Annotated in this window: 20 protein-coding genes; 15 read left to right on the top strand and 5 right to left on the bottom strand. The window is 68.1% G+C overall.

All coding sequences use genetic code 11. From position 1 onward, the window contains the following. Window positions 1-127: 127 nt before the first annotated feature. The 6 genes from APZ21_RS17275 to APZ21_RS17250 all read left to right on the top strand — a co-directional run bounded on the left by APZ21_RS17275 (window position 128) and on the right by APZ21_RS17250 (window position 5,948). Window positions 128-1,051, top strand: coding sequence for a tyrosine recombinase XerC (locus APZ21_RS17275; RefSeq protein WP_054814292.1), 924 nt, complete (start codon window positions 128-130; stop codon window positions 1,049-1,051). An 81-nt stretch (window positions 1,052-1,132) separates the two neighbouring features. Further along, a complete protein-coding gene (locus APZ21_RS17270) occupies window positions 1,133-1,864 on the top strand; it encodes an acetoacetate decarboxylase family protein (RefSeq protein WP_054814291.1) in 732 nt (243 codons plus the stop codon). Between the two features lie 570 nt (window positions 1,865-2,434). After that, a complete protein-coding gene (locus APZ21_RS17265; protein WP_054814290.1) occupies window positions 2,435-2,800 on the top strand; it encodes a YidH family protein in 366 nt (121 codons plus the stop codon). Next, window positions 2,797-3,108 (top strand): DUF202 domain-containing protein, encoded by a 312-nt coding sequence (locus APZ21_RS17260; RefSeq protein WP_054814289.1) that lies wholly within the window; start codon window positions 2,797-2,799, stop codon window positions 3,106-3,108. Before APZ21_RS17265 ends, APZ21_RS17260 begins: the two co-directional genes overlap by 4 nt. Window positions 3,109-3,152: 44 nt before the next feature. After that, entirely contained in the window at window positions 3,153-5,039 is a 1,887-nt protein-coding gene (locus APZ21_RS17255) for an alkyl/aryl-sulfatase (protein ID WP_054814441.1), read from the top strand. A gap of 234 nt (window positions 5,040-5,273) precedes the next feature. Continuing rightward, window positions 5,274-5,948 carry a GAF and ANTAR domain-containing protein gene (locus APZ21_RS17250; protein ID WP_156371128.1) on the top strand — a complete coding sequence of 225 codons (675 nt, stop codon included), beginning with the start codon at window positions 5,274-5,276 and terminating at the stop codon, window positions 5,946-5,948. A 48-nt stretch (window positions 5,949-5,996) separates the two neighbouring features. On the opposite strand, the gene APZ21_RS33070 is transcribed toward APZ21_RS17250, so the two are convergent. Both APZ21_RS33070 and APZ21_RS17245 read right to left on the bottom strand, forming a co-directional pair. After that, a complete protein-coding gene (locus tag APZ21_RS33070; RefSeq protein WP_082393180.1) occupies window positions 5,997-6,170 on the bottom strand; it encodes a DUF1990 family protein in 174 nt (57 codons plus the stop codon). A 178-nt stretch (window positions 6,171-6,348) separates the two neighbouring features. After that, on the bottom strand, window positions 6,349-6,897 hold the full coding sequence (locus tag APZ21_RS17245) for a M23 family metallopeptidase (protein ID WP_371852291.1): 549 nt from the start codon (window positions 6,895-6,897) through the stop codon (window positions 6,349-6,351). Window positions 6,898-7,558: 661 nt separating this feature from the next. On the opposite strand from APZ21_RS17245, the gene rpsB reads away from it, so the two are divergent. The 5 genes from rpsB (at window position 7,559) to APZ21_RS17220 (ending at window position 12,095) form a co-directional block, all read left to right on the top strand. Then, a complete protein-coding gene (gene rpsB / locus APZ21_RS17240) occupies window positions 7,559-8,386 on the top strand; it encodes a 30S ribosomal protein S2 (RefSeq protein ID WP_054814287.1) in 828 nt (275 codons plus the stop codon). Between the two features lie 142 nt (window positions 8,387-8,528). Beyond that, window positions 8,529-9,353 carry a translation elongation factor Ts gene (gene tsf, locus APZ21_RS17235; RefSeq protein ID WP_054814286.1) on the top strand — a complete coding sequence of 275 codons (825 nt, stop codon included), beginning with the start codon at window positions 8,529-8,531 and terminating at the stop codon, window positions 9,351-9,353. 299 nt (window positions 9,354-9,652) lie between these two features. After that, complete coding sequence (gene pyrH, locus APZ21_RS17230; RefSeq protein WP_054814285.1) at window positions 9,653-10,381, top strand: UMP kinase; 729 nt, start codon at window positions 9,653-9,655, stop codon at window positions 10,379-10,381. 49 nt (window positions 10,382-10,430) lie between these two features. Further along, window positions 10,431-10,988, top strand: coding sequence for a ribosome recycling factor (frr, locus tag APZ21_RS17225; RefSeq protein WP_054814284.1), 558 nt, complete (start codon window positions 10,431-10,433; stop codon window positions 10,986-10,988). A gap of 156 nt (window positions 10,989-11,144) precedes the next feature. Next, window positions 11,145-12,095 carry a phosphatidate cytidylyltransferase gene (locus tag APZ21_RS17220; RefSeq protein ID WP_082393202.1) on the top strand — a complete coding sequence of 317 codons (951 nt, stop codon included), beginning with the start codon at window positions 11,145-11,147 and terminating at the stop codon, window positions 12,093-12,095. An 8-nt stretch (window positions 12,096-12,103) separates the two neighbouring features. Here APZ21_RS17220 and APZ21_RS17215 read toward each other — a convergent pair whose 3' ends face one another. Then, window positions 12,104-12,469, bottom strand: coding sequence for a LapA family protein (locus APZ21_RS17215; RefSeq protein ID WP_054814439.1), 366 nt, complete (start codon window positions 12,467-12,469; stop codon window positions 12,104-12,106). Between the two features lie 156 nt (window positions 12,470-12,625). On the opposite strand from APZ21_RS17215, the gene rlmN reads away from it, so the two are divergent. Continuing rightward, on the top strand, window positions 12,626-13,735 hold the full coding sequence (gene rlmN, locus APZ21_RS17210) for a dual-specificity RNA methyltransferase RlmN (protein ID WP_054814282.1): 1,110 nt from the start codon (window positions 12,626-12,628) through the stop codon (window positions 13,733-13,735). A 6-nt stretch (window positions 13,736-13,741) separates the two neighbouring features. On the opposite strand, the gene APZ21_RS17205 is transcribed toward rlmN, so the two are convergent. Next, window positions 13,742-14,155: a DUF5997 family protein gene (locus APZ21_RS17205; RefSeq protein WP_054814281.1), complete on the bottom strand. Its 414-nt coding sequence runs from the start codon at window positions 14,153-14,155 to the stop codon at window positions 13,742-13,744. 84 nt (window positions 14,156-14,239) lie between these two features. On the opposite strand from APZ21_RS17205, the gene APZ21_RS17200 reads away from it, so the two are divergent. Then, window positions 14,240-15,166 carry a LysR family transcriptional regulator gene (locus APZ21_RS17200; protein ID WP_054814280.1) on the top strand — a complete coding sequence of 309 codons (927 nt, stop codon included), beginning with the start codon at window positions 14,240-14,242 and terminating at the stop codon, window positions 15,164-15,166. Window positions 15,167-15,199: 33 nt separating this feature from the next. On the opposite strand, the gene APZ21_RS17195 is transcribed toward APZ21_RS17200, so the two are convergent. Next, window positions 15,200-15,469, bottom strand: coding sequence for a DUF2631 domain-containing protein (locus APZ21_RS17195; RefSeq protein ID WP_054814279.1), 270 nt, complete (start codon window positions 15,467-15,469; stop codon window positions 15,200-15,202). A gap of 109 nt (window positions 15,470-15,578) precedes the next feature. On the opposite strand from APZ21_RS17195, the gene dxr reads away from it, so the two are divergent. Both dxr and APZ21_RS17185 read left to right on the top strand, forming a co-directional pair. Then, window positions 15,579-16,718, top strand: coding sequence for a 1-deoxy-D-xylulose-5-phosphate reductoisomerase (gene dxr, locus APZ21_RS17190; RefSeq protein WP_054814278.1), 1,140 nt, complete (start codon window positions 15,579-15,581; stop codon window positions 16,716-16,718). A 191-nt stretch (window positions 16,719-16,909) separates the two neighbouring features. After that, window positions 16,910-18,109 carry a M50 family metallopeptidase gene (locus APZ21_RS17185; RefSeq protein ID WP_054814277.1) on the top strand — a complete coding sequence of 400 codons (1,200 nt, stop codon included), beginning with the start codon at window positions 16,910-16,912 and terminating at the stop codon, window positions 18,107-18,109. Window positions 18,110-18,175: the final 66 nt, after the last annotated feature.

Here is an 18,175-nt window from a genome sequence, read left to right as displayed (position 1 = left end):
CGGTCGGAGGATGTCCAACCGCGACGCACACGGTCGACCCGCGATCGGCATCGGCCGACGGCGGGTGCCGCGGGAGAGGGCGGCGAGGTGACTTGCGAAGTGCGGGGGAGGGGGCGACGGTGGTGGGGTGGAGGAACTGCCGGAGGATTTGAGCGCGTTGGTGACGGAGTACGGGCGTCATCTGCGGCTCGGGCGGAATCGTTCGGCGCACACCGTGCGCGCCTATGTGGGGGACGCGCGGTCGCTGTTGGCGCATCTGTACGCGCGGTCGGCGGATTCGGCGGTGCGGGAGTTGGATCTGGCGCTGTTGCGGTCCTGGTTGGCGGCGCAGGCCGCGAACGGGGCCGCGCGCACGACCATGGCGCGAAGGGCTTCGTCGGCGCGTACCTTCACCGCCTGGTTGACCGGGTCAGGGCGGCTGTCCGTCGATCCGGGATTGCGGCTCGGCGCGCCCGCCGCACATCGTGTGCTGCCCGCGGTGCTGGGGACGGGCCAGGCGGTCGAGGCGATGGAGGCGGCGCGGTCGGGGGCTGCGCAGCGCGATCCGATGGCGCTGCGGGATCGGCTCATCGTCGAAATGCTGTACGCGACCGGTATTCGGGTCGGGGAGTTGTGCGGGCTCGATATCGACGACGTCGACCGGGAGCGGCGACTGGTCCGGGTGCTGGGCAAGGGGAACAAGGAGCGGTCGGCGCCGTTCGGCGCACCAGCCGACGAGGCGGTGCAGGCGTGGCTGCGGTTCGGACGGCCGTCGTTCGCGACCGCGGAGTCGGGGCGGGCGCTGTTGCTCGGGCGTCGCGGCCGCCGACTCGACCAGCGGCAGGCCAGAACGGTTGTGCACGAGGTCGTCTCGGCGATCCCTGGCACACCGGATCTGGGGCCGCACGGCCTGCGGCACAGTGCGGCCACCCACCTGCTCGAGGGTGGCGCGGACCTGCGTGTGGTGCAGGAGCTGCTCGGCCACGCCAGTATGGCCACCACCCAGCTCTATACGCACGTCTCCATCGAACGACTCCGCTCGGTGCACGACCGAGCGCACCCCCGCGCCTGAACGACCTCGCCGAACCCCGGGTGCGGAGTCCGGTGAACTCGTATTCTGTAACAAGTTCTAGTTTCAGGAGGGTGTATACGGATGAGCACGCACACCGTTCTCGGTCGAGAAGTCAGGATGCCGGTGCGCATACGGCAGGCGCGGGCGTTCATGGCGACCTATCGCGTGCCCGCCGCGGCCGCCCAGCGCCTCGTCGACTATTCGGGTCTGCGGGTTCTGCGACTGCCACGCGATCGCGCGTTGTGCACTCTCGTCTTCGTCGACTACATCGACGGCGACCTCGGCCCCTACAACGAGTTCGGGGTCTCGTTCATGGTGCGCCACCACAGCGCCGAATCCACCGGTGGACTGTCCGACCTACGGGCACTCGCAACGGGCAAGGCGGGGGTCTTCATCCATCAGCTGCCGGTGGACGGCGATTTCACCCTCGCCGCGGGCCGCGGCATCTGGGGTTTCCCGAAGATGATCGCCGACTTCGACATGGACTACGAGGGCAACGTCCGTCGCGGCGCGCTGCGTAAGGACGATTCGCTCATCGTCGATCTCGCGGTGCGGCCGGGTTTCTCCATGCCGGGCGGCCGTGGCGCGGGCACCTCCTTCGACGCCTACTCCCATATCGACGGGGTGACCCGTTGCACGACATGGGAGATGGCCCCCGCGGGGATGCGCACCCGTCTCGGCGGCGCCGAATTGCGGCTCGGCGACCACCCGATCGCCGCCGAACTCGCCGAACTCGGTCTGCCGACCCGCGCACCGATGACCTCCACCGTGGACCGCCTCGTCATGACCTTCCAGGACGCCGTCCCCGTCTGAGACGTCCGCGGCACGTATTCGGCTGCGCGTCAATGATTTCCGCCGGCGTGCCAGGACGCCGACGGAACGGGTATCGGGTCGGTATCACCCGGCGTCGGTCGTGGACGCTATTCGGCGCTCCGGTTAGGCTGACGTAGCGGTTTGTTTGCTTACCACCACGAAGCCACACAGGGACGGGGAGGTATCCGTGCACCCGAAGGATCGCGACCTGCGTGCGTGCCGGCCCTCCGAAGTGCGCGAATCGCGTTCCCGCTCGACCGGGCGCCGCACCGGAACCAGTGGGTCATCCGTGGCCGCCCCGCCTCCCCCTCGAGTAGTCGGCTATTTTGTGGCGGCTTCGACTTTCGGCGCGGCCCATTCGACCGCATCGACCGTGACCTGGCGACACGGCGACCCCGCACGTGGATGGCGACCGCATATCGCGGCCACCCGGCGGCACGGAGAAACCACAGGCTACCCGAGGGCGGAACCCACGCCGCCGCGCCCGCCACGGCCGACGGGCGACCTGCCACGCGGCGACGGATCGATTGTCAGCTCACGGAGTATGCCGGTGGCCGGGGGCGAGTCGGCGTGACGTTGCCGACCCCGGACGCGGAATCCGACGACGGTGAGGCGGAGATCGACTACCGCTTCACCTTGGCCAACGAACGGACATTTCTGGCCTGGATGCGGACCTCGCTCGGTCTGCTCGCGGGCGGCGTCGCGGTCGAGACCTTGGTGCAGCCCTTCCACATGGCGGGCCTGCGCCGGGCGATTTCCATGAGCTGTCTGGTACTCGCGGTGATCGTCGCGATCGGCGCCTATCTGCACTGGCGACGAATCAGAGCGGCCATGCACAGCGGGGCGCCGCTGCCGGGCACGGTGCTGGTGCCGATCCTGTCGGTGGGCATCACGGTGGTGTCGGTGCTGGCGTGCGCGGCGGTGCTGCTGCTGTGACCGCCGACGTCGGGTTGGCCACCGAGCGCACCGCCCTGGCGTGGCGGCGCACCGCGATCGGCTCGATGGGGGTGGCGCTGCTGTTGCTGCACCACGCCGCGGTCCGCGGCGGCTCCGAGGCGCGGATCACCCCACTGGCCGCGGCGATCACCATGATCGCCGTCGGACTGCTCTGCTTCGAGCGCAACCGCACCCTGCGGCGTGGTAAGCACGGCCACGGGCGGGCGGTGATCGCATCGACGGCACTGGCGGTCGTGGCGGTCTCCGTCCTGGCGGCCGTACTGGAGTTCACGGATCCCACTATCTGATGGCAGGCGCAGCGAGCATATCGGCCGAGTACAGGAGGATGGATATGAGCACAGCGACCGACCCGAGCGAATTCGTCGTCGCGGCCCAGCGGCGCGCGGCCGCCGATCTGCCCTTCGCGGAGACATCCGACGCGGACGACGTACGGCGCGGATTCGTCGCCGCGCTCGAACCGGGTGTGGTGACCACCGCCGACGGAACGGTCGTGTGGGACAACGACTCCTACGGATTCCTGCGCGAACCGTGCCCGGATTCGGTGCATCCCGGACTCTGGCGGCAATGCGGACTGGTCGGTGAACAAGGATTGTTCGAGGTCACCGAGGGCATCTATCAGATTCGCGGCCTCGATTTGTCGAATATGACACTGATCGAGGGGGATTCGGGCGTGGTCGTCCTCGATCCGCTCATCTCCGCCGAGACCGCGGCGGCCGGACTCGCGCTGTATCGGGAGCATCGCGGCGACCGCCCGGTCACCGGAGTCGTCTACACGCATTCGCACGTGGACCATTTCGGCGGAGCGCTCGGCGTGACCGAAGCGGGCCGGTGCCCGGTCTTGGCGCCCGCGGGATTCCTGGAGCACGCGGTGGCCGAGAACGTCTACGCGGGTACCGCCATGGCCCGCCGTGCGGCGTATATGTACGGTGCGGTGCTACCGCGCGGTCCGTTGGGGCAGGTCGGTTCCGGACTGGGGCAGACCACCTCGGTGGGCACCGTCACGCTGATTCCCCCGACGCGCGATATCACCGAAACCGGTCAGGTCGAAATCGTCGACGGCGTGCGGATGGTCTTCCAACTCACCCCGGGCACCGAAGCGCCCGCGGAAATGAACATCCACCTGCCCGATCACCGCGCGCTGTGTATGGCGGAGAATGCGACGCATACCTTGCACAATCTGCTCACACTGCGGGGCGCGCTGGTCCGCGACCCGCATATGTGGGCGAAATACCTCACCGAATCGATCAATCTGTTCGCCCGCGACTGCGATGTGGTCTTCGCCTCCCACCACTGGCCGACCTGGGGCACCGAGCGTCTGGTCGAGTACTTGTCGCTGCAACGCGACCTCTACGCCTACCTGCACGATCAGACGCTGCGGCTGCTCAACCAGGGATATGTCGGCCCGGAGATCGCCGAGCAGTTGACGCTGCCGCCCGCCGTCGAGGAAGTCTGGCACGCCCGCGGCTACTACGGCTCGGTGAGCCACAATGTGAAAGCCGTCTACCAGCGCTATATGGGCTGGTTCGACGGGAATCCCGCGCATCTGTGGGAGCATCCGCCCGTCGAATCCGCCCGGCGGCACGTGGAATTCATGGGCGGCGTCCAGGAGGTGCTGCGCAAGGCGCGGACGTCCTATGCCGAGGGGGATTATCGCTGGGTGGCCCAGGTGGTCAATTACGTCATCTTCGCCGATCCCGACAACGACGAGGCGAAACAATTGCAGGCCAGCACCTTCGAACAACTCGGCTACGGATCCGAGAACGCTACCTGGCGCAATTTCTATCTGAGCGGCGCCTACGAATTGCGCTACGGCCGATTCGGCACCCCGACCGCACCCGAGGCGCCCACCGTGCTCGCGGCCCTGCGCACCGAGCAGATCTTCGACGCCCTCGCCCTTCGGATCGACGGCCCGAAGGCGTGGGCGCACCATCTGGTCACCGACTGGGTCATCACCGACGAGGATCGCGTGCACCGGGCCGAACTGCGCAATGGCGTACTCGTCCACTACGACCGGTTGGACGGGGTGAAGCTGCCCGATCCCGATGCCGAGTTCACCCTGACCAGGGCCACCCTCATTCGGGTGCTGCTCGGCGGCGCCGATTTCGGCGTCGCCGTCGCGGCCGGGGATATCGGAATCGAGGGCGATCCCGTGAGTCTGGCGGATCTGGTCCACGTGCTCGACGCACCCGATCCGGATTTCGCGATCGTCACCCCGTGAAGGGCGCCACCGGGGCCTGCCGAACGGATTCCGCGACCACGCGATACGGGTCCGCCAGGTTCGAGCGGAGGGTGTGCGCGCCGAAGCCGCGGCGTGTCTGGCCGGGCACCGGGTCGCGGTCGCCACCGCCGCCGACCGCGGCTTCCCGTGCGGTTCTGGGCCACGGCGCGCGAATTCGCTATCCTGGCGATTTCCGAGCGATCTCGGAATCTGTCGTCGACAGGCGGTTTCGGAATGGACGTGGCACAGTTCGAACTCGTGACCGAGCGGGTCCGCTCGGCGCTGCGCTTGGGCGGCGGCGACCTGTTGGTGGTCTGCGATATCTGCGCGCAGGCGCTGCCCGTCGACAGCGCGGCCGTCCTCATCGATGAACCGCATCTCGGCGTGCAGCCGTGGGCGGCGAGCGACGACCGAACCGGCGATATCGAATCCGCGCAGGCGGGCGCGGGTGTGGGCCCGGCATTCGACGTGGTCGCCATCGGGGCGCCGGTCGAGGTGACCGATCTGCGCGCCGCCGACCGTTGGCCGCTTTTCGCCGCCGCGCTGAATCACCGGTCCGCCGCGGGCGCACTGCTGTCCGTGCCACTGCGCGTCGGCGCCGCTCGATTGGGCACCCTCGACCTGTACCGCGAGACCCCGGGGGAGTGGTCCCCGCCGCTGCCCGACATGGCCCAGCAGGTCGCCGATCTCATCGCCGCCCACCTGGTTTCCGCGAACTCCGCACCCCCGCCCACCAGCACCCTCATCCACGAAGCCGCAGGCATGGTGATCACCCATCGCGCGGCGGGCACCGCCGACGGCTACGCCTGGCTCCGAGCCGAAGCCCGACGGCGCAACCTGTCCCTGGCCGACTGCGCCGAGGCCATAGTCGGCCGTCGTCTCCCTGTCGACACCGAGAACCGCGCCTGACGCCGCCTCGGTCTGTGACGAGCCGGCCACGATCGGGTTCGTGGTCGGTCAGCCGGTAGGAAGTGCGGCGATGTAGCGGCCCGCGATGAAGCGCTGGAGAAGTCGCACCGCCGGGTCGCCGAGTCGCACGTACCACTTTCCCGGCCGGGAGAACGCCGCGGGCATGTCGCCCTCGGTCGCTCCGATCTCGGGGTAGGTGAGTGCCGCGTCGTCGTTGCGCATACTCCGATCTTCACCCGATCGCCCCCTCGGCACGTGCGCGGCGCATCCGAATTCCGCGCCGCACAGTGCGCCGCGGACGGCGGCTCGACCGCCGGAGTCCAGCGCGCCGCTGCATCCGACCGCACGTGGCCATTGGCGATGTCCATGCGAAATCCCTTTCCCTGGTGCGGAATTCGTCTCATGTCGACTCGATCGGTTTCAGTCGCAGTGGTGAGAGACGCAGGAGGGCGAGTGGGTCGAGATACCGGGGGCGAGCGCGGGCGTCCCGCCGCAGTCCCCAGTGCAGACAGGCCGCGGCGGCGCACCCTTCGTGTCCCACCGCCAGCGTGCCGATTCGAGTTCCGCGCCCGACCCGGCTGCCCACCGTGACCTCCGCGCGCACCGGTTCGTATGTCGTGCGCAGCCCGCCCGAATGGTCGATGGAGATCACCGGTCTGCCCGCGACATCGCCGGCGAACACCACGAGCCCGACTCCGGCCGCCAGTACGTCCTGTCCGGGTGTGCCCGCCAGGTCGACGCCGCGATGTCCGGGCAGCCAGTCCTTCTCCGGTCCGTCGAAGGGGCGGGCTATCGCCGGGCGCGGCCGCAAAGGCCAGTCGAACTCGCCGCCGGTTCGCGCCGCGGAAGTCTGCCCGGCCAGCACCGACAGCGCGAGCCCGACTACGACCGGCCACCGCGGGATCGGCGCACCGGCCGACCGGGGCGCGCGAATCAGGACCGATCCCACTCGCACCGGAGCACCGGCGCGCGCCAAGGAAGCTCGCTGGCGCGCACACCGGGAGCGGGTGACGGCACGATGCCGGGCGCGGGGTGACGCCATCGGTTCGGCACGCAGGCAGACCCGCCGCACGAATCCGCGGACCACGACGGGGGAGCCGCGGCCGCGCGTTGCGCCATGACCAGCGAGAGTGCGAATACCAGCGGAACTAGCGCGGTGACTGTCACCGATACGGTTCTCATACAGCGAGCTTCGACCCCGGAATCCCGCGTTGGGGACACGATTGCCCGATTGTGGATGGAATCGGCGAATGTGAATGCCCACCGCTCCACTCGCCCACCCTGCGGAGTTCACGTGTTTCCGCTGTTCAGGGCATTTCGGTACGGGCGATTTCGGTAGCGGCCCCGGCACGCCGTAAACTGATCGAGCGGTCCGTGCCGGCAGTGGTCTCTGTGCCGACACCGACCGACTTCGCGCGCCACCCGTGCTTGTTCGTCCGATGCTGTTCGAATCCGACCTCGTTCTCGAGATCGTTCGCGGCGGCCGACGACGCAGGGAATCGCCGGCTGGTCCCGTCCTCATACGGTCGGGTCCGGCGGTTCGGAGGCGCCAGGGCAGCGGATCGCCGATTCGCTGCGTCAACCGGCTACGAAAGAGAGATACGAGAGCCATGGCTGTCGTAACCATGAAGCAGCTGCTCGACAGCGGCGCGCACTTCGGACACCAGACCCGGCGCTGGAACCCGAAGATGAAGCGGTTCATCTTCACCGACCGCAACGGCATCTACATCATCGACCTGCAGCAGACGCTGACCTACATCGACAAAGCCTACGAGTTCGTCAAGGAGACCGTCGCCCACGGTGGCACCGTTCTCTTCGTCGGCACCAAGAAGCAGGCGCAGGAGTCGATCGCGGCCGAGGCGACCCGCGTCGGGATGCCCTACGTCAACCAGCGCTGGCTGGGTGGCATGCTCACCAACTTCTCCACCGTGCACAAGCGTCTGCAACGTCTCAAGGAACTCGAGGCGATGGAGCAGACCGGCGGTTTCGAGGGTCGCACCAAGAAGGAAATCCTCATGCTCACGCGTGAGATGAACAAGCTGGAGCGCACCCTCGGCGGTATCCGGGACATGGCCAAGGTGCCCTCGGCCATCTGGGTTGTCGACACCAACAAGGAGCACATCGCCGTCGGCGAGGCGCGCAAGTTGAACATCCCGGTCATCGCGATCCTCGACACCAACTGCGATCCCGATCTGGTCGACTACCCGATCCCGGGCAACGACGACGCGATCCGGTCGGCCGCCCTGCTCACCAAGGTCGTCGCCTCCGCGGTGGCCGAGGGCGTGCAGGCGCGCGCGGGTGTGTCCGCGGGCGACGACAAGCCCGAGGCGGGCGCGGGCGAGCCGCTGGCGGAGTGGGAGCAGGAACTGCTCGCGCAGGCCGCCCCGGCCGCCGAAGCCGCAGTCGAGACCCCGGCCGAGACTCCGGCCGACGCCTGAGTCCGACCGCCGTATTCAGACACTGTTCCGGCGGTGATCACGATGGCGTGCCCTCGTGATCACCGCTGACCGGTACTCAGGACCGTTCGGGCGGTACAGTCGCCGCCCGCCGCACCCTTTTCTCGAAGGAGGCTCGCCACCGATGGCGAACTACACCGCCGCCGATGTGAAGCGGCTCCGGGAGCTGACCGGCTCCGGAATGATGGACTGCAAGAACGCGTTGGCCGAGACCGACGGCGATTTCGACAAGGCCGTCGAGGTGCTGCGCATCAAGGGCGCCAAGGACGTCGGCAAGCGCGCCGAGCGCGCCACCGCCGAGGGCCTGGTCGCGGCCGAGAACGGCGTCATGGTCGAGATCAACTCCGAGACCGACTTCGTCGCCAAGAACGCCGAGTTCCAGGCGCTGGCCGACCAGATCGTGGCCGCGGCGGCCACCGCCAAGCCCGCCGATCTGGAGGAGCTGAAGGCGCTGGCGCTGGGCGGTTCCACCGTCGACGCCGCGCTGCAGGCGCTGGCCGCCAAGATCGGCGAGAAGCTCGAACTTCGCCGCGTGGTCGCCTTCGACAACCCGGTCGCGACCTACCTGCACAAGCGTGCCACCGATCTGCCCCCCGCCGTCGGCGTGCTGATCGAGTACACCGGTGCGGGCGAGGCCGCCGCCGAGGCCGCGCGTGGCGCCGCCATGCAGGTCGCCGCGCTCAAGGCCAAGTACGTGACCCGCGACGAGGTACCCGCCGACATCGTGGAGAACGAGCGCCGCATCGCCGAGCAGACCGCGCGTGAAGAGGGCAAGCCCGAGGCCGCGCTGCCGAAGATCACCGAGGGCCGCGTCAACGGCTTCTTCAAGGACGTCGTGCTGCTCGAGCAGCCGTCGGTCACCGATTCGAAGAAGACGGTCAAGGCCCTGTTGGACGAGGCCGGTGTCACCGTGACCCGCTTCGCCCGCTTCGAGGTCGGCCAGGCCTGATCATCGCGTTGAAAAGGCCCCGGATCCAACGGAATTCGTTGGATCCGGGGCCTTTCCGCTATCTTGGACACGGCCGCCGCCCGACCGCGTTCGGCCATGCGATCGCACCGCCCGCCCGCGTATCGACCGGCGCCGCCCGAGGGGGCCTTCTGCACCGCCGGAAGCCGCATAGGGCAGGATAGGTGCGCCTTGTGTTGCGCCGATCGCAGACGTATCCGCTTTGCCTGATGATCCGCCGAGTCGACAAGACCATTTGACCGTTGCCGACAAGACCGTTACAGCCGAAGGAGACGAGCACGATGCCGGAACCCGGGACCGAACGTCCAGGATATCGCCGCGTGCTTCTGAAATTGGGTGGAGAGATGTTCGGCGGCGGCAGCGTCGGCCTCGATCCCGATGTCGTGCAGACCGTCGCCGAACAGATCGCCGAAGTGGTCGCCGACGGCATCCAGGTGGCGGTGGTGATCGGCGGCGGCAATTTCTTCCGCGGCGCCGAACTCGAGGAACGCGGCATGGACCGGGCCCGGTCGGACTACATGGGCATGCTCGGCACCGTGATGAACAGCCTTGCGCTGCAAGACTTCTTGCAGAAGCAGGGCGTGGACACCCGGGTGCAGACGGCCATCACGATGGGCCAGGTCGCCGAACCGTATCTGCCGTTGCGTGCCAAGCGTCACCTCGAGAAGGGTCGGGTGGTCATCTTCGGCGCGGGTATGGGCATGCCCTACTTCTCCACCGACACCACCGCCGCCCAGCGCGCCCTCGAGATCGGGGCGGATGTGGTGCTGATGGCCAAGGCGGTCGACGGTGTGTTCACCGCGGACCCCAAGGTGGATCCCAGTGCGACCATGTACACCGAGGTCACCCACAAGGAGGTGATCGAACGCGGTCTGAAGGTGGCCGATGCCACCGCCTTCAGTCTGTGTATGGACAACCAGATGCCCATGCTGGTGTTCAATCTCTTGACGAAGGGCAATATCGCCCGAGCGGTCGCCGGTGAGAATATCGGCACACTGGTACGGTCCTGACCCCGCGACCCGCGGATCATGACGATGACGACGCTGTGGAGGAACGGTCGTGATTGATGAAGCCCTCTTCGATGCCGAGGAGAAGATGGAGAAAGCCGTCTCGGTGGCGAAGGACGATCTCGGGACCATCCGGACCGGCCGGGCCAATCCCGGCATGTTCTCCCGGGTCGTCGTCGACTACTACGGGTCGCCGACTCCGATCACCCAAATGTCGAGCATCACCGTGCCCGAGCCGCGCATGGTGGTCATCAAGCCGTACGAGCAGGCGCAGCTCGGCCCGATCGAGACCGCGATCCGCAATTCGGATCTCGGCGTGAACCCCACCAACAACGGTGACATCATCCGCATCTCGGTGCCGCAGCTCACCGAGGAGCGGCGTCGTGAACTGGCCAAGCAGGCCAAGGGCAAGGGTGAGGACGCGAAGGTCGCGATTCGCAATGTCCGCCGCAAGGCGATGGACGAATTGTCGCGCATCCAGAAAGATGGCGAGGCGGGTGAGGACGAGGTCGGGCGCGCCGAGAAGGAGCTCGACAAGACCACCGCCAAATACGTCGGCCAGATCGACGAATTGGTCAAGCACAAGGAAACTGAACTGCTCGAGGTCTGAGGCGTCCAGCGTGACGCCGAAGATCCGCCAGGGCGGGGGATCGAACGGAACGACGAGTTGAGCGACGGGACAATCGTGGCCGAGAAAGCCGCCGCGACCGGTGCGGCCGATGAGCCGATGCCGGCCAACGGCACATCCGAACCGCCGTCCGGGTATATCGGCGGGGCGACGAGTGCCGGGCACCCGACCGGGGAACGCGGGACGCGGTCGAGCGAATCGGCCGCCGCGTCCGCACCGCCGCTATCGGAGTCCGTCCCGACCCCCGCCGCCCCCGCGCCCCCCGCCTCCGGTTCGCGCGCGGGCCGTAATCTGCCCGCCGCGCTCGCCGTCGGCTTCGGACTCGGGGTCTCGCTCATCCTGATCCTGCTTTTCGTGCCGAAGGTGTTCATCGCGGTGGCGGGCACCGCCGTCGGCGTGGCCACCTGGGAGGTCGCCAAGCGATTGCGCGAGGCCGACGTGCTCGTGCCGCGCATTCCGTTGATCGTCGGCGGTCAGGCCGTGTTCTGGCTGGGCTGGCCGTGCGGGGCCAGCGGTGTGGCGGGCGCGTTCGCGGCGACCGCGTTGGTATGCATGGTCTGGCGACTGTTCGACCACGGCCTGCGCACCGCGCCGCGCAATTTCCTACGCGATACCGCCATCGCCATCTTCACCCTCGCCTGGATTCCGCTGCTCGCCTCGTTCGCGACGCTGCTGCTGCTCGAACCCGATGGCAATCTGCGGGTGCTCACCTTCATGATCCTGGTCGTGTGCTCGGATGTGGGCGGCTATGTCGCGGGCGTGCTGTTCGGCAAACATCCGATGGTGCCTTCGATCAGCCCGAAGAAGTCCTGGGAGGGTTTCTGCGGGTCGCTGCTGTTCAGCGTCATCGGCGGTCTGCTCACGGTGACCCTGTTGTTGCAGGCGAATTCCATGATCGGCGTTGTGCTCGGCGTCGGCCTCGTGCTGGTGGCCACGGTGGGCGATCTGATCGAATCGCAGATCAAGCGCGAACTCGGCATCAAGGACATGGGGACGCTGCTGCCCGGGCACGGCGGCATCATGGACCGGCTCGATTCGATGCTGCCCTCGGCGTTCGTGTCCTGGCTGGTGTTGTCGACCCTGCTCTGACGTGTGCGTCAATGCTTGGCGGCGCGGCGCAGTTGGATGATGCGCAGGCCGCCGACCAGGGCCATGACCAGTGCGCCCGCGATCACCGACAGCAGGATGGCGACACCGATCGGGAGGTTGAACTCCCAGAAGAACAGGCTCAGCCGGATGCTCTGAAGGTTCTGGAGGATGAAGATCAGCAGGACCACGAGGATGAGCGCGCCCGCGACCAGACCCGACCACGCGTAGCCGGTGCGGGAGGAAATCGAGGTACGCCTGCGCTTGGCCGTGACGGGCGGTGACGGCCGTACGGGCGTCGTCGGCTGCGTTGGCGGCGTTGGCCGCGGCTCGATCGGTTCGGTGCCCCCGGGCATATCTCCGGCATTCGTGGACATCATTGCATCATCTCCGACCGCTGTTACCAGGGCACGTATCGCGTGCCGTCTCGGAATCCATGTCGTGGGTCGCGGGCCGACCTCGTCGCGTTCTCGCGGTACCCGATTCCGGGCGGAGTACGCGCCGGGCCGGGCGAATGCGAGAATGGAGCGACTATGACCGTCTCGCTGCCCCTTGTCTTCGACGCTCCCCGCCGCGGTATGCCGCCTCGGCATCTCGCCGACCTCGACGCGGACGAGCGTAGAGCGGCGGTCACCGAACTCGGTCTGCCCAAGTTCCGCGCCGATCAGATCGCCCGGCAGTACTACGCCCGGCTCGAGTCCGATGCGGAGCTGATGACCGATCTGCCCGCTCCGGTGCGTGCCAAGGTCGGCGAGGCGCTGTTTCCGCCGCTGCTTTCGGTGGTCAAACATGTGGCCTGCGATGCGGGGGAAACCCGTAAAACGCTGTGGCGTGCCGGTGACGGCACCCTGCTCGAGAGCGTGCTCATGCGCTACGCCGACCGCAATACGCTGTGCATCTCGAGTCAGGCGGGCTGCGGTATGGCCTGTCCGTTCTGTGCGACCGGTCAGGGCGGACTGAATCGCAATCTCTCCACCGCCGAGATAGTCGACCAGGTTCGCGCCGCTGCGGCTGCCCTGCGCGACGGTGAGGTCGCGGGCGGGCCTGGTCGACTGTCCAATATCGTGTTCATGGGGATGGGTGAGCCACTGGCGAACTACAAGCGCGTGGTGAACGCCGTGCGCCGCATCACCGCGCCGCCGCCGGACGGCCTCGGAATCTCCCAGCGCAATGTCGTGGTCTCCACCGTCGGCTTGGCCCCGGCCATTCGCAAACTCGCCGACGAGGGCTTGTCGGTGACCCTGGCCGTCTCGCTGCACACCCCCGACGACGAATTGCGCGACACCCTCGTACCGGTCAACAATCGCTGGCCGGTCGCCGAGGTGCTCGACGCCGCCCGCTATTACGCCGATACCACCGGTCGTCGCGTATCCGTGGAATACGCGCTGATCCGCGATATCAATGATCAGCCCTGGCGCGCGGACATGCTCGGCGCGAAATTGCACAAGGCGCTCGGCTCGCGCGTGCACGTCAATGTCATTCCGCTGAACCCCACTCCGGGCAGCGAATGGGATGCCAGCCCGAAACCGGTCGAACGGGAATTCGTGCGCCGCGTGAACGCCCAGGGCGTGCCGTGCACGGTCCGCGATACCCGCGGCCAGGAGATCGCGGCCGCGTGCGGTCAGCTCGCGGCGGAGAACTGAGCGGGATCAGCCGCGATTCTTGGCGGGGCGGTTGGTGGCGGCGCGGCGTTCGGCTTCCTTGGTTTTGACGCGTTCGTTCTCGGCGCGGACCGCGGCATAGGATTCGCGTTCGCGCAGCAGCCAGGCCGGGGGATCGGCGAGCAGAGCGTCGATCTCGTCGGCGGTGAGCGCGTCGGAGATCCCGGCACGGGAAAGGCCGCTGTTGGAGATGCCGAGTTTGCGGGCCACCACATCGCGGGGGAAGGGGCCGGTGCGGTGCAGTTCGATCAACCAGGCGGGCGGATCGGTGCGCAGTGTCGCCAATTCTTCACGGGTGATGGAGGATTCGCGGAATTCCGGGGGAGTCGCCGGGAGATAGATGCCGAGCTTGTTCGCCGCCGTCAGCGGCTTCATGGTCTGCGGTTTCCGTTCCTGGCTCACCGGCCGAGTCTACGGGACTGCCCGGGTCGCGACGAAAACCGTGCGGGGGACCGGGCCGCGGGCGAGGCGGCTAATCTTGGACCAATGAGCCGGTTCGAGTCGATCGACGCCACCCGTCTGCGCTGGTTCACGGCGGTTGCCGAGGAATTGCACTTCGCGCGGGCGGCGGCCTCGCTGCGAATCTCCCGGCAGCGGCTCAGCCGTATGGTGATCGAACTTGAAGCGGAATTGGGGACGAAACTGTTCGTTCCCGGCGCGCAGCCGACTCGGCTCACCGAGGACGGGGCCGAATTGCTCGCCCGCGCGCCGGAATTGATCGCCGCGGCCGAGGCATCGGCCGTCGAATCCGATACCGAGGGCGGTCACGCGCTGCGGATCGGTTTCGTGCCGGGTGTCACCGTATCCAAATGGACCCGGATCTGGGGTGAGCGATTCCCGGCCGTTCCGCTCGACGTGCTGCCGGTGCCCGCCGCGGACCAGCTCGCGGCTCTGCGCGAGGGTCGGGTGGACATGTGCTTCGTGCGGCTGCCGATCGAGCGGGACGGGCTCAGTGTCATTCCGCTGTATAGGGAGGTGCCGGTGGTCGTGGTGCCCAAGGATCACCCGATCTCGGTATTCGAGCAGGTCACCACGGCCGACCTGGCCGAGGAACGCATGCAGGAGGGCCACGCCGTCGACGATGCCGCGGTGACCCTGGAAATGGTCGCGGCCGGCGTCGGTCACGCCGTGGTACCGCATTCGATCGCGCGGCTGTACGCCCGTCGCGACCTGGTCTACCGGCCGGTCACCGACGCGCCGGATACCGAGATCGCCCTGGCGTGGCCCGCCGAGCGGACCACCGGGGCGGTGCAGGATTTCATCGGCGTCGTGCGCGGCCGCTCCGAGCGCAGTTCGCGCGCCGACGTGCGTCGCGTCGAACCCGCGCGTCCGCCGAATTCCCGCACGGCGGCGAAAAAGCCTGCCGCGGGACGGCATTCGACGAAGAAGCCGACCAAGCGGCGTGGTCGCTGAGGCGATACGTCGCTTCGGTACGGTGCGAGTGGGTCAGCGGGGCTTGCGGCGGTAGATCCAGTCGTAGACGACGGCGCCGACGAGAGCGAGGGCGAAACCGACCAGGTAGAGGTCCTCGACCCTGCCCTTGTGGTTGCCGATGGTCATGGCGACCAGGATGAGCGCGACGACGATGGCCGCGATCCTGAAGGTGCGCGGCGATTCGCCGCTCCAGCCCCATGCCGCGGACGGAACCTCGGCCGTATCGACGTGAGTGACGACGGCGCGCTCGGTGTTGGCGGGTTCGAGTTCCGTGGCGGCCACGATCGCTCCTTAGCTCGAGTTTCGGGGTGAGCCCGAATTCCGGGGTGGTTCCCGGATATCGTGGCATACGACCGTCCGTCGTAGCCAGTGGCCCTGCCACAATGGGGCCGTGTCCGACATCGTGAGAGTCCTGCTGCTCGGCAGCACCGGATCCATTGGAACCCAAGCGCTCGAGGTGATCGCGGCCAATCCCGACCGGTTCCGGGTGGTCGGGTTGGCTGCGCGCGGCGGCAACGTCGAGTTGCTGGCGGCGCAGATGGCGGCGACGGGCACCCGCAATGTCGCGGTCGCCGATCCGGCCGCCGCGCGCGCCCTGGATCTGGAACTCGGCGGCCCCGACGCGGTGACCGAATTGGTGCGCCGGACCGACGCGGATGTCGTACTGAACGCGCTGGTGGGCTCGCTCGGCCTGGAGCCGACGCTGGCGACCCTTAACGCGGGCACTCGGCTGGCGCTGGCCAACAAGGAGTCACTGGTCGCGGGCGGCTCGCTGGTGACCCGCGCCGCCGCGCCCGGACAGATCGTGCCGGTGGATTCCGAACATTCCGCGCTGGCGCAATGTCTGCGCGGCGGTCGTGCCGAGGAAGTCGACCGATTGGTCCTCACCGCCTCGGGCGGCCCGTTCCGCGGCTGGACCTCCGAAATGCTCGAGTCGGTGAATCCGGCCGAGGCGAAAACCCATCCGACCTGGTCGATGGGGCCCATGAACACGCTGAACTCGGCCTCGCTGGTGAACAAGGGGCTGGAGCTGATCGAGACGCATCTGCTGTTCGGCATTCCGTACGACCGCATCGACGTCACGGTGCATCCGCAGTCGATCGTGCATTCCATGGTCACCTTCACCGACGGTTCCACCCTGGCCCAGGCCAGCCCGCCGGATATGAAGCTGCCGATCGCGCTGGCGCTCGGCTGGCCGGACCGGGTCCCTGGCGCCGCCGCGGCCTGCGATTTCGGCACCGCGTCGACCTGGACCTTCGAACCGGTGGACGACGAGGTGTTCCCCGCGGTCGAACTGGCCCGCCGGGCGGGGAACGCGGGTGGCAGTGTCACGGCGGTCTACAACGCGGCCAACGAGGTCGCGGTGCAGGCATTCCTGGACGGCAGGATCAAGTTCCCGCAGATCGTGCGGACGGTGGCGCGCGCGGTGGACGCGGCCGGGCAATGGGAGCGCGAACCCGATGACCTCGCCGACGTGCTTGCCGCGGACAGCTGGGCCCGCGACTACGCCCGCGGTCTCGTCCGGTCCTGAAACCCGCGGGCGGTTTCCGTATCGACGCGCGGTGCGATCCGGCCTGGCACACTTGGCGTGAGGGCCGCCGCGGCCTGCGGTTACTGTGGTCGGGTGCGCGCGGGCCGTTGGCGGCGGGCACCGGACGATCCCGGCCGATCCGACGGCCGAGGTGAGAGGCGAGCCGCGTCACGCAGGAGGGCTGTACATCAATGGTGTTCGCGTTGGGTTTCGCGTTGTTCGCCCTCGGCATCACGATCTCGGTGGCGCTGCACGAATGCGGGCACATGTGGGCCGCGCAGGCGACCGGGATGAAGGTACGCCGCTACTTCGTCGGCTTCGGCCCGAAGGTGTTCTCCTTCCGGCGCGGTGAGACCGAATACGGGCTCAAGGCGCTGCCGCTCGGCGGTTTCTGCGATATCGCCGGAATGACCGCGCTCGACGAACTCGAGCCGGAGGACCTGGACCGCGCCATGTACCGGCAGGAGACCTGGAAGCGGCTGCTGGTGATGTCCGGCGGTATCGCGATGAACTTCCTGCTCGGATTCATCCTCGTGGTGGTGCTGGCCGTCGGCTGGGGTCTGCCGCGCCTGGATCAGCCGCCCGCCACCGCGCTTGGCGCGATGGGCTGTGTGCCGCAACAGAATCCGGACGGCTCGGTGCAGCCGTGCACGGGCGACGGACCGGCGCAGCGGGCCGGTCTACAGCGCGGCGACGTGGTCACCGCGGTCAACGGCGTGCCGGTGGAGAGTTGGAAGCAGTTCCAGTCCGAGACCCAGAAGCAGACCGGGCCGTTCACCTACACCTTGCGCCGCGACGGCCGGACCCTCACCGTCCCCGTCGAACCGGTGCGCGTCATGCGCTACCCCGAAGGCGGCGGATCCGGCAAGGAGGTCAGCGCGGTCGGCGTCGGCGCGGAGGTATACGAGCCGGTGCAGTACGGCGTGTTGGCCGCGATCCCGGCCTCGGCCGCGTTCACCGGTGACATGTTCGTGCGGACCTTCCAGGCGCTGGCGCAGATGCCGCAGAAGGTGTCGGCGCTGTGGACCGCGGTCACCGGCGGTGAGCGCGATCCCGAGACCCCGGTGAGCGTGTACGGCGCGAGCAAGATCGGCGGCGAGAGCGCCGAACGCGGGCTGTGGAACGTCTTCATCGTGGTGCTGGCCAGCCTGAACTTCTTCCTCGGCGCCTTCAACCTGCTGCCGCTGCTGCCGCTGGACGGTGGCCATATCGCGGTCGTGCTCTACGAGAAGGCCCGCAATGTGCTGCGCGGGCGACGCGGTCTGCCGCCGGGCGCTCCGGTGGACTATCTCAAGCTGTTGCCGGTGACCTATGTGGCGGTCGTGATCGGCGGCGCGTACATGGTGCTGACTCTCGCCGCCGACATCATGAACCCGATCAAACTGTTCTGACGGCGCGCTCGTACCCCATCGGGTTGCTGTCGAGACCGGTTCGCGGTGGGCAATCGGGGGACATCC

This window comes from Nocardia arizonensis (genome assembly GCF_001310275.1).
Classification (GTDB): Bacteria; Actinomycetota; Actinomycetes; order Mycobacteriales; family Mycobacteriaceae; genus Nocardia; species Nocardia arizonensis.
Note: the sequence above shows the minus strand (reverse complement) of the source record. Positions and strands in the feature narration are given on the sequence as shown.

Excerpts from the sequence above, each read along its gene's own strand:
- APZ21_RS17185 (WP_054814277.1), top strand. The coding sequence starts at position 16,910 with ATGGTGTTCGCGTTGGGTTTCGCGTTGTTCGCCCTCGGCATCACGATC.
- APZ21_RS33070 (WP_082393180.1), bottom strand. The coding sequence starts at position 6,170 with ATGCGCAACGACGACGCGGCACTCACCTACCCCGAGATCGGAGCGACC.
- tsf (WP_054814286.1), top strand. The coding sequence starts at position 8,529 with ATGGCGAACTACACCGCCGCCGATGTGAAGCGGCTCCGGGAGCTGACC.
- rlmN (WP_054814282.1), top strand. The coding sequence starts at position 12,626 with ATGACCGTCTCGCTGCCCCTTGTCTTCGACGCTCCCCGCCGCGGTATG.
- pyrH (WP_054814285.1), top strand. The coding sequence starts at position 9,653 with ATGCCGGAACCCGGGACCGAACGTCCAGGATATCGCCGCGTGCTTCTG.
- APZ21_RS17200 (WP_054814280.1), top strand. The coding sequence starts at position 14,240 with ATGAGCCGGTTCGAGTCGATCGACGCCACCCGTCTGCGCTGGTTCACG.
- APZ21_RS17250 (WP_156371128.1), top strand. The coding sequence starts at position 5,274 with ATGGACGTGGCACAGTTCGAACTCGTGACCGAGCGGGTCCGCTCGGCG.
- APZ21_RS17270 (WP_054814291.1), top strand. The coding sequence starts at position 1,133 with ATGAGCACGCACACCGTTCTCGGTCGAGAAGTCAGGATGCCGGTGCGC.
- APZ21_RS17255 (WP_054814441.1), top strand. The coding sequence starts at position 3,153 with ATGAGCACAGCGACCGACCCGAGCGAATTCGTCGTCGCGGCCCAGCGG.
- rpsB (WP_054814287.1), top strand. The coding sequence starts at position 7,559 with ATGGCTGTCGTAACCATGAAGCAGCTGCTCGACAGCGGCGCGCACTTC.
- APZ21_RS17215 (WP_054814439.1), bottom strand. The coding sequence starts at position 12,469 with ATGTCCACGAATGCCGGAGATATGCCCGGGGGCACCGAACCGATCGAG.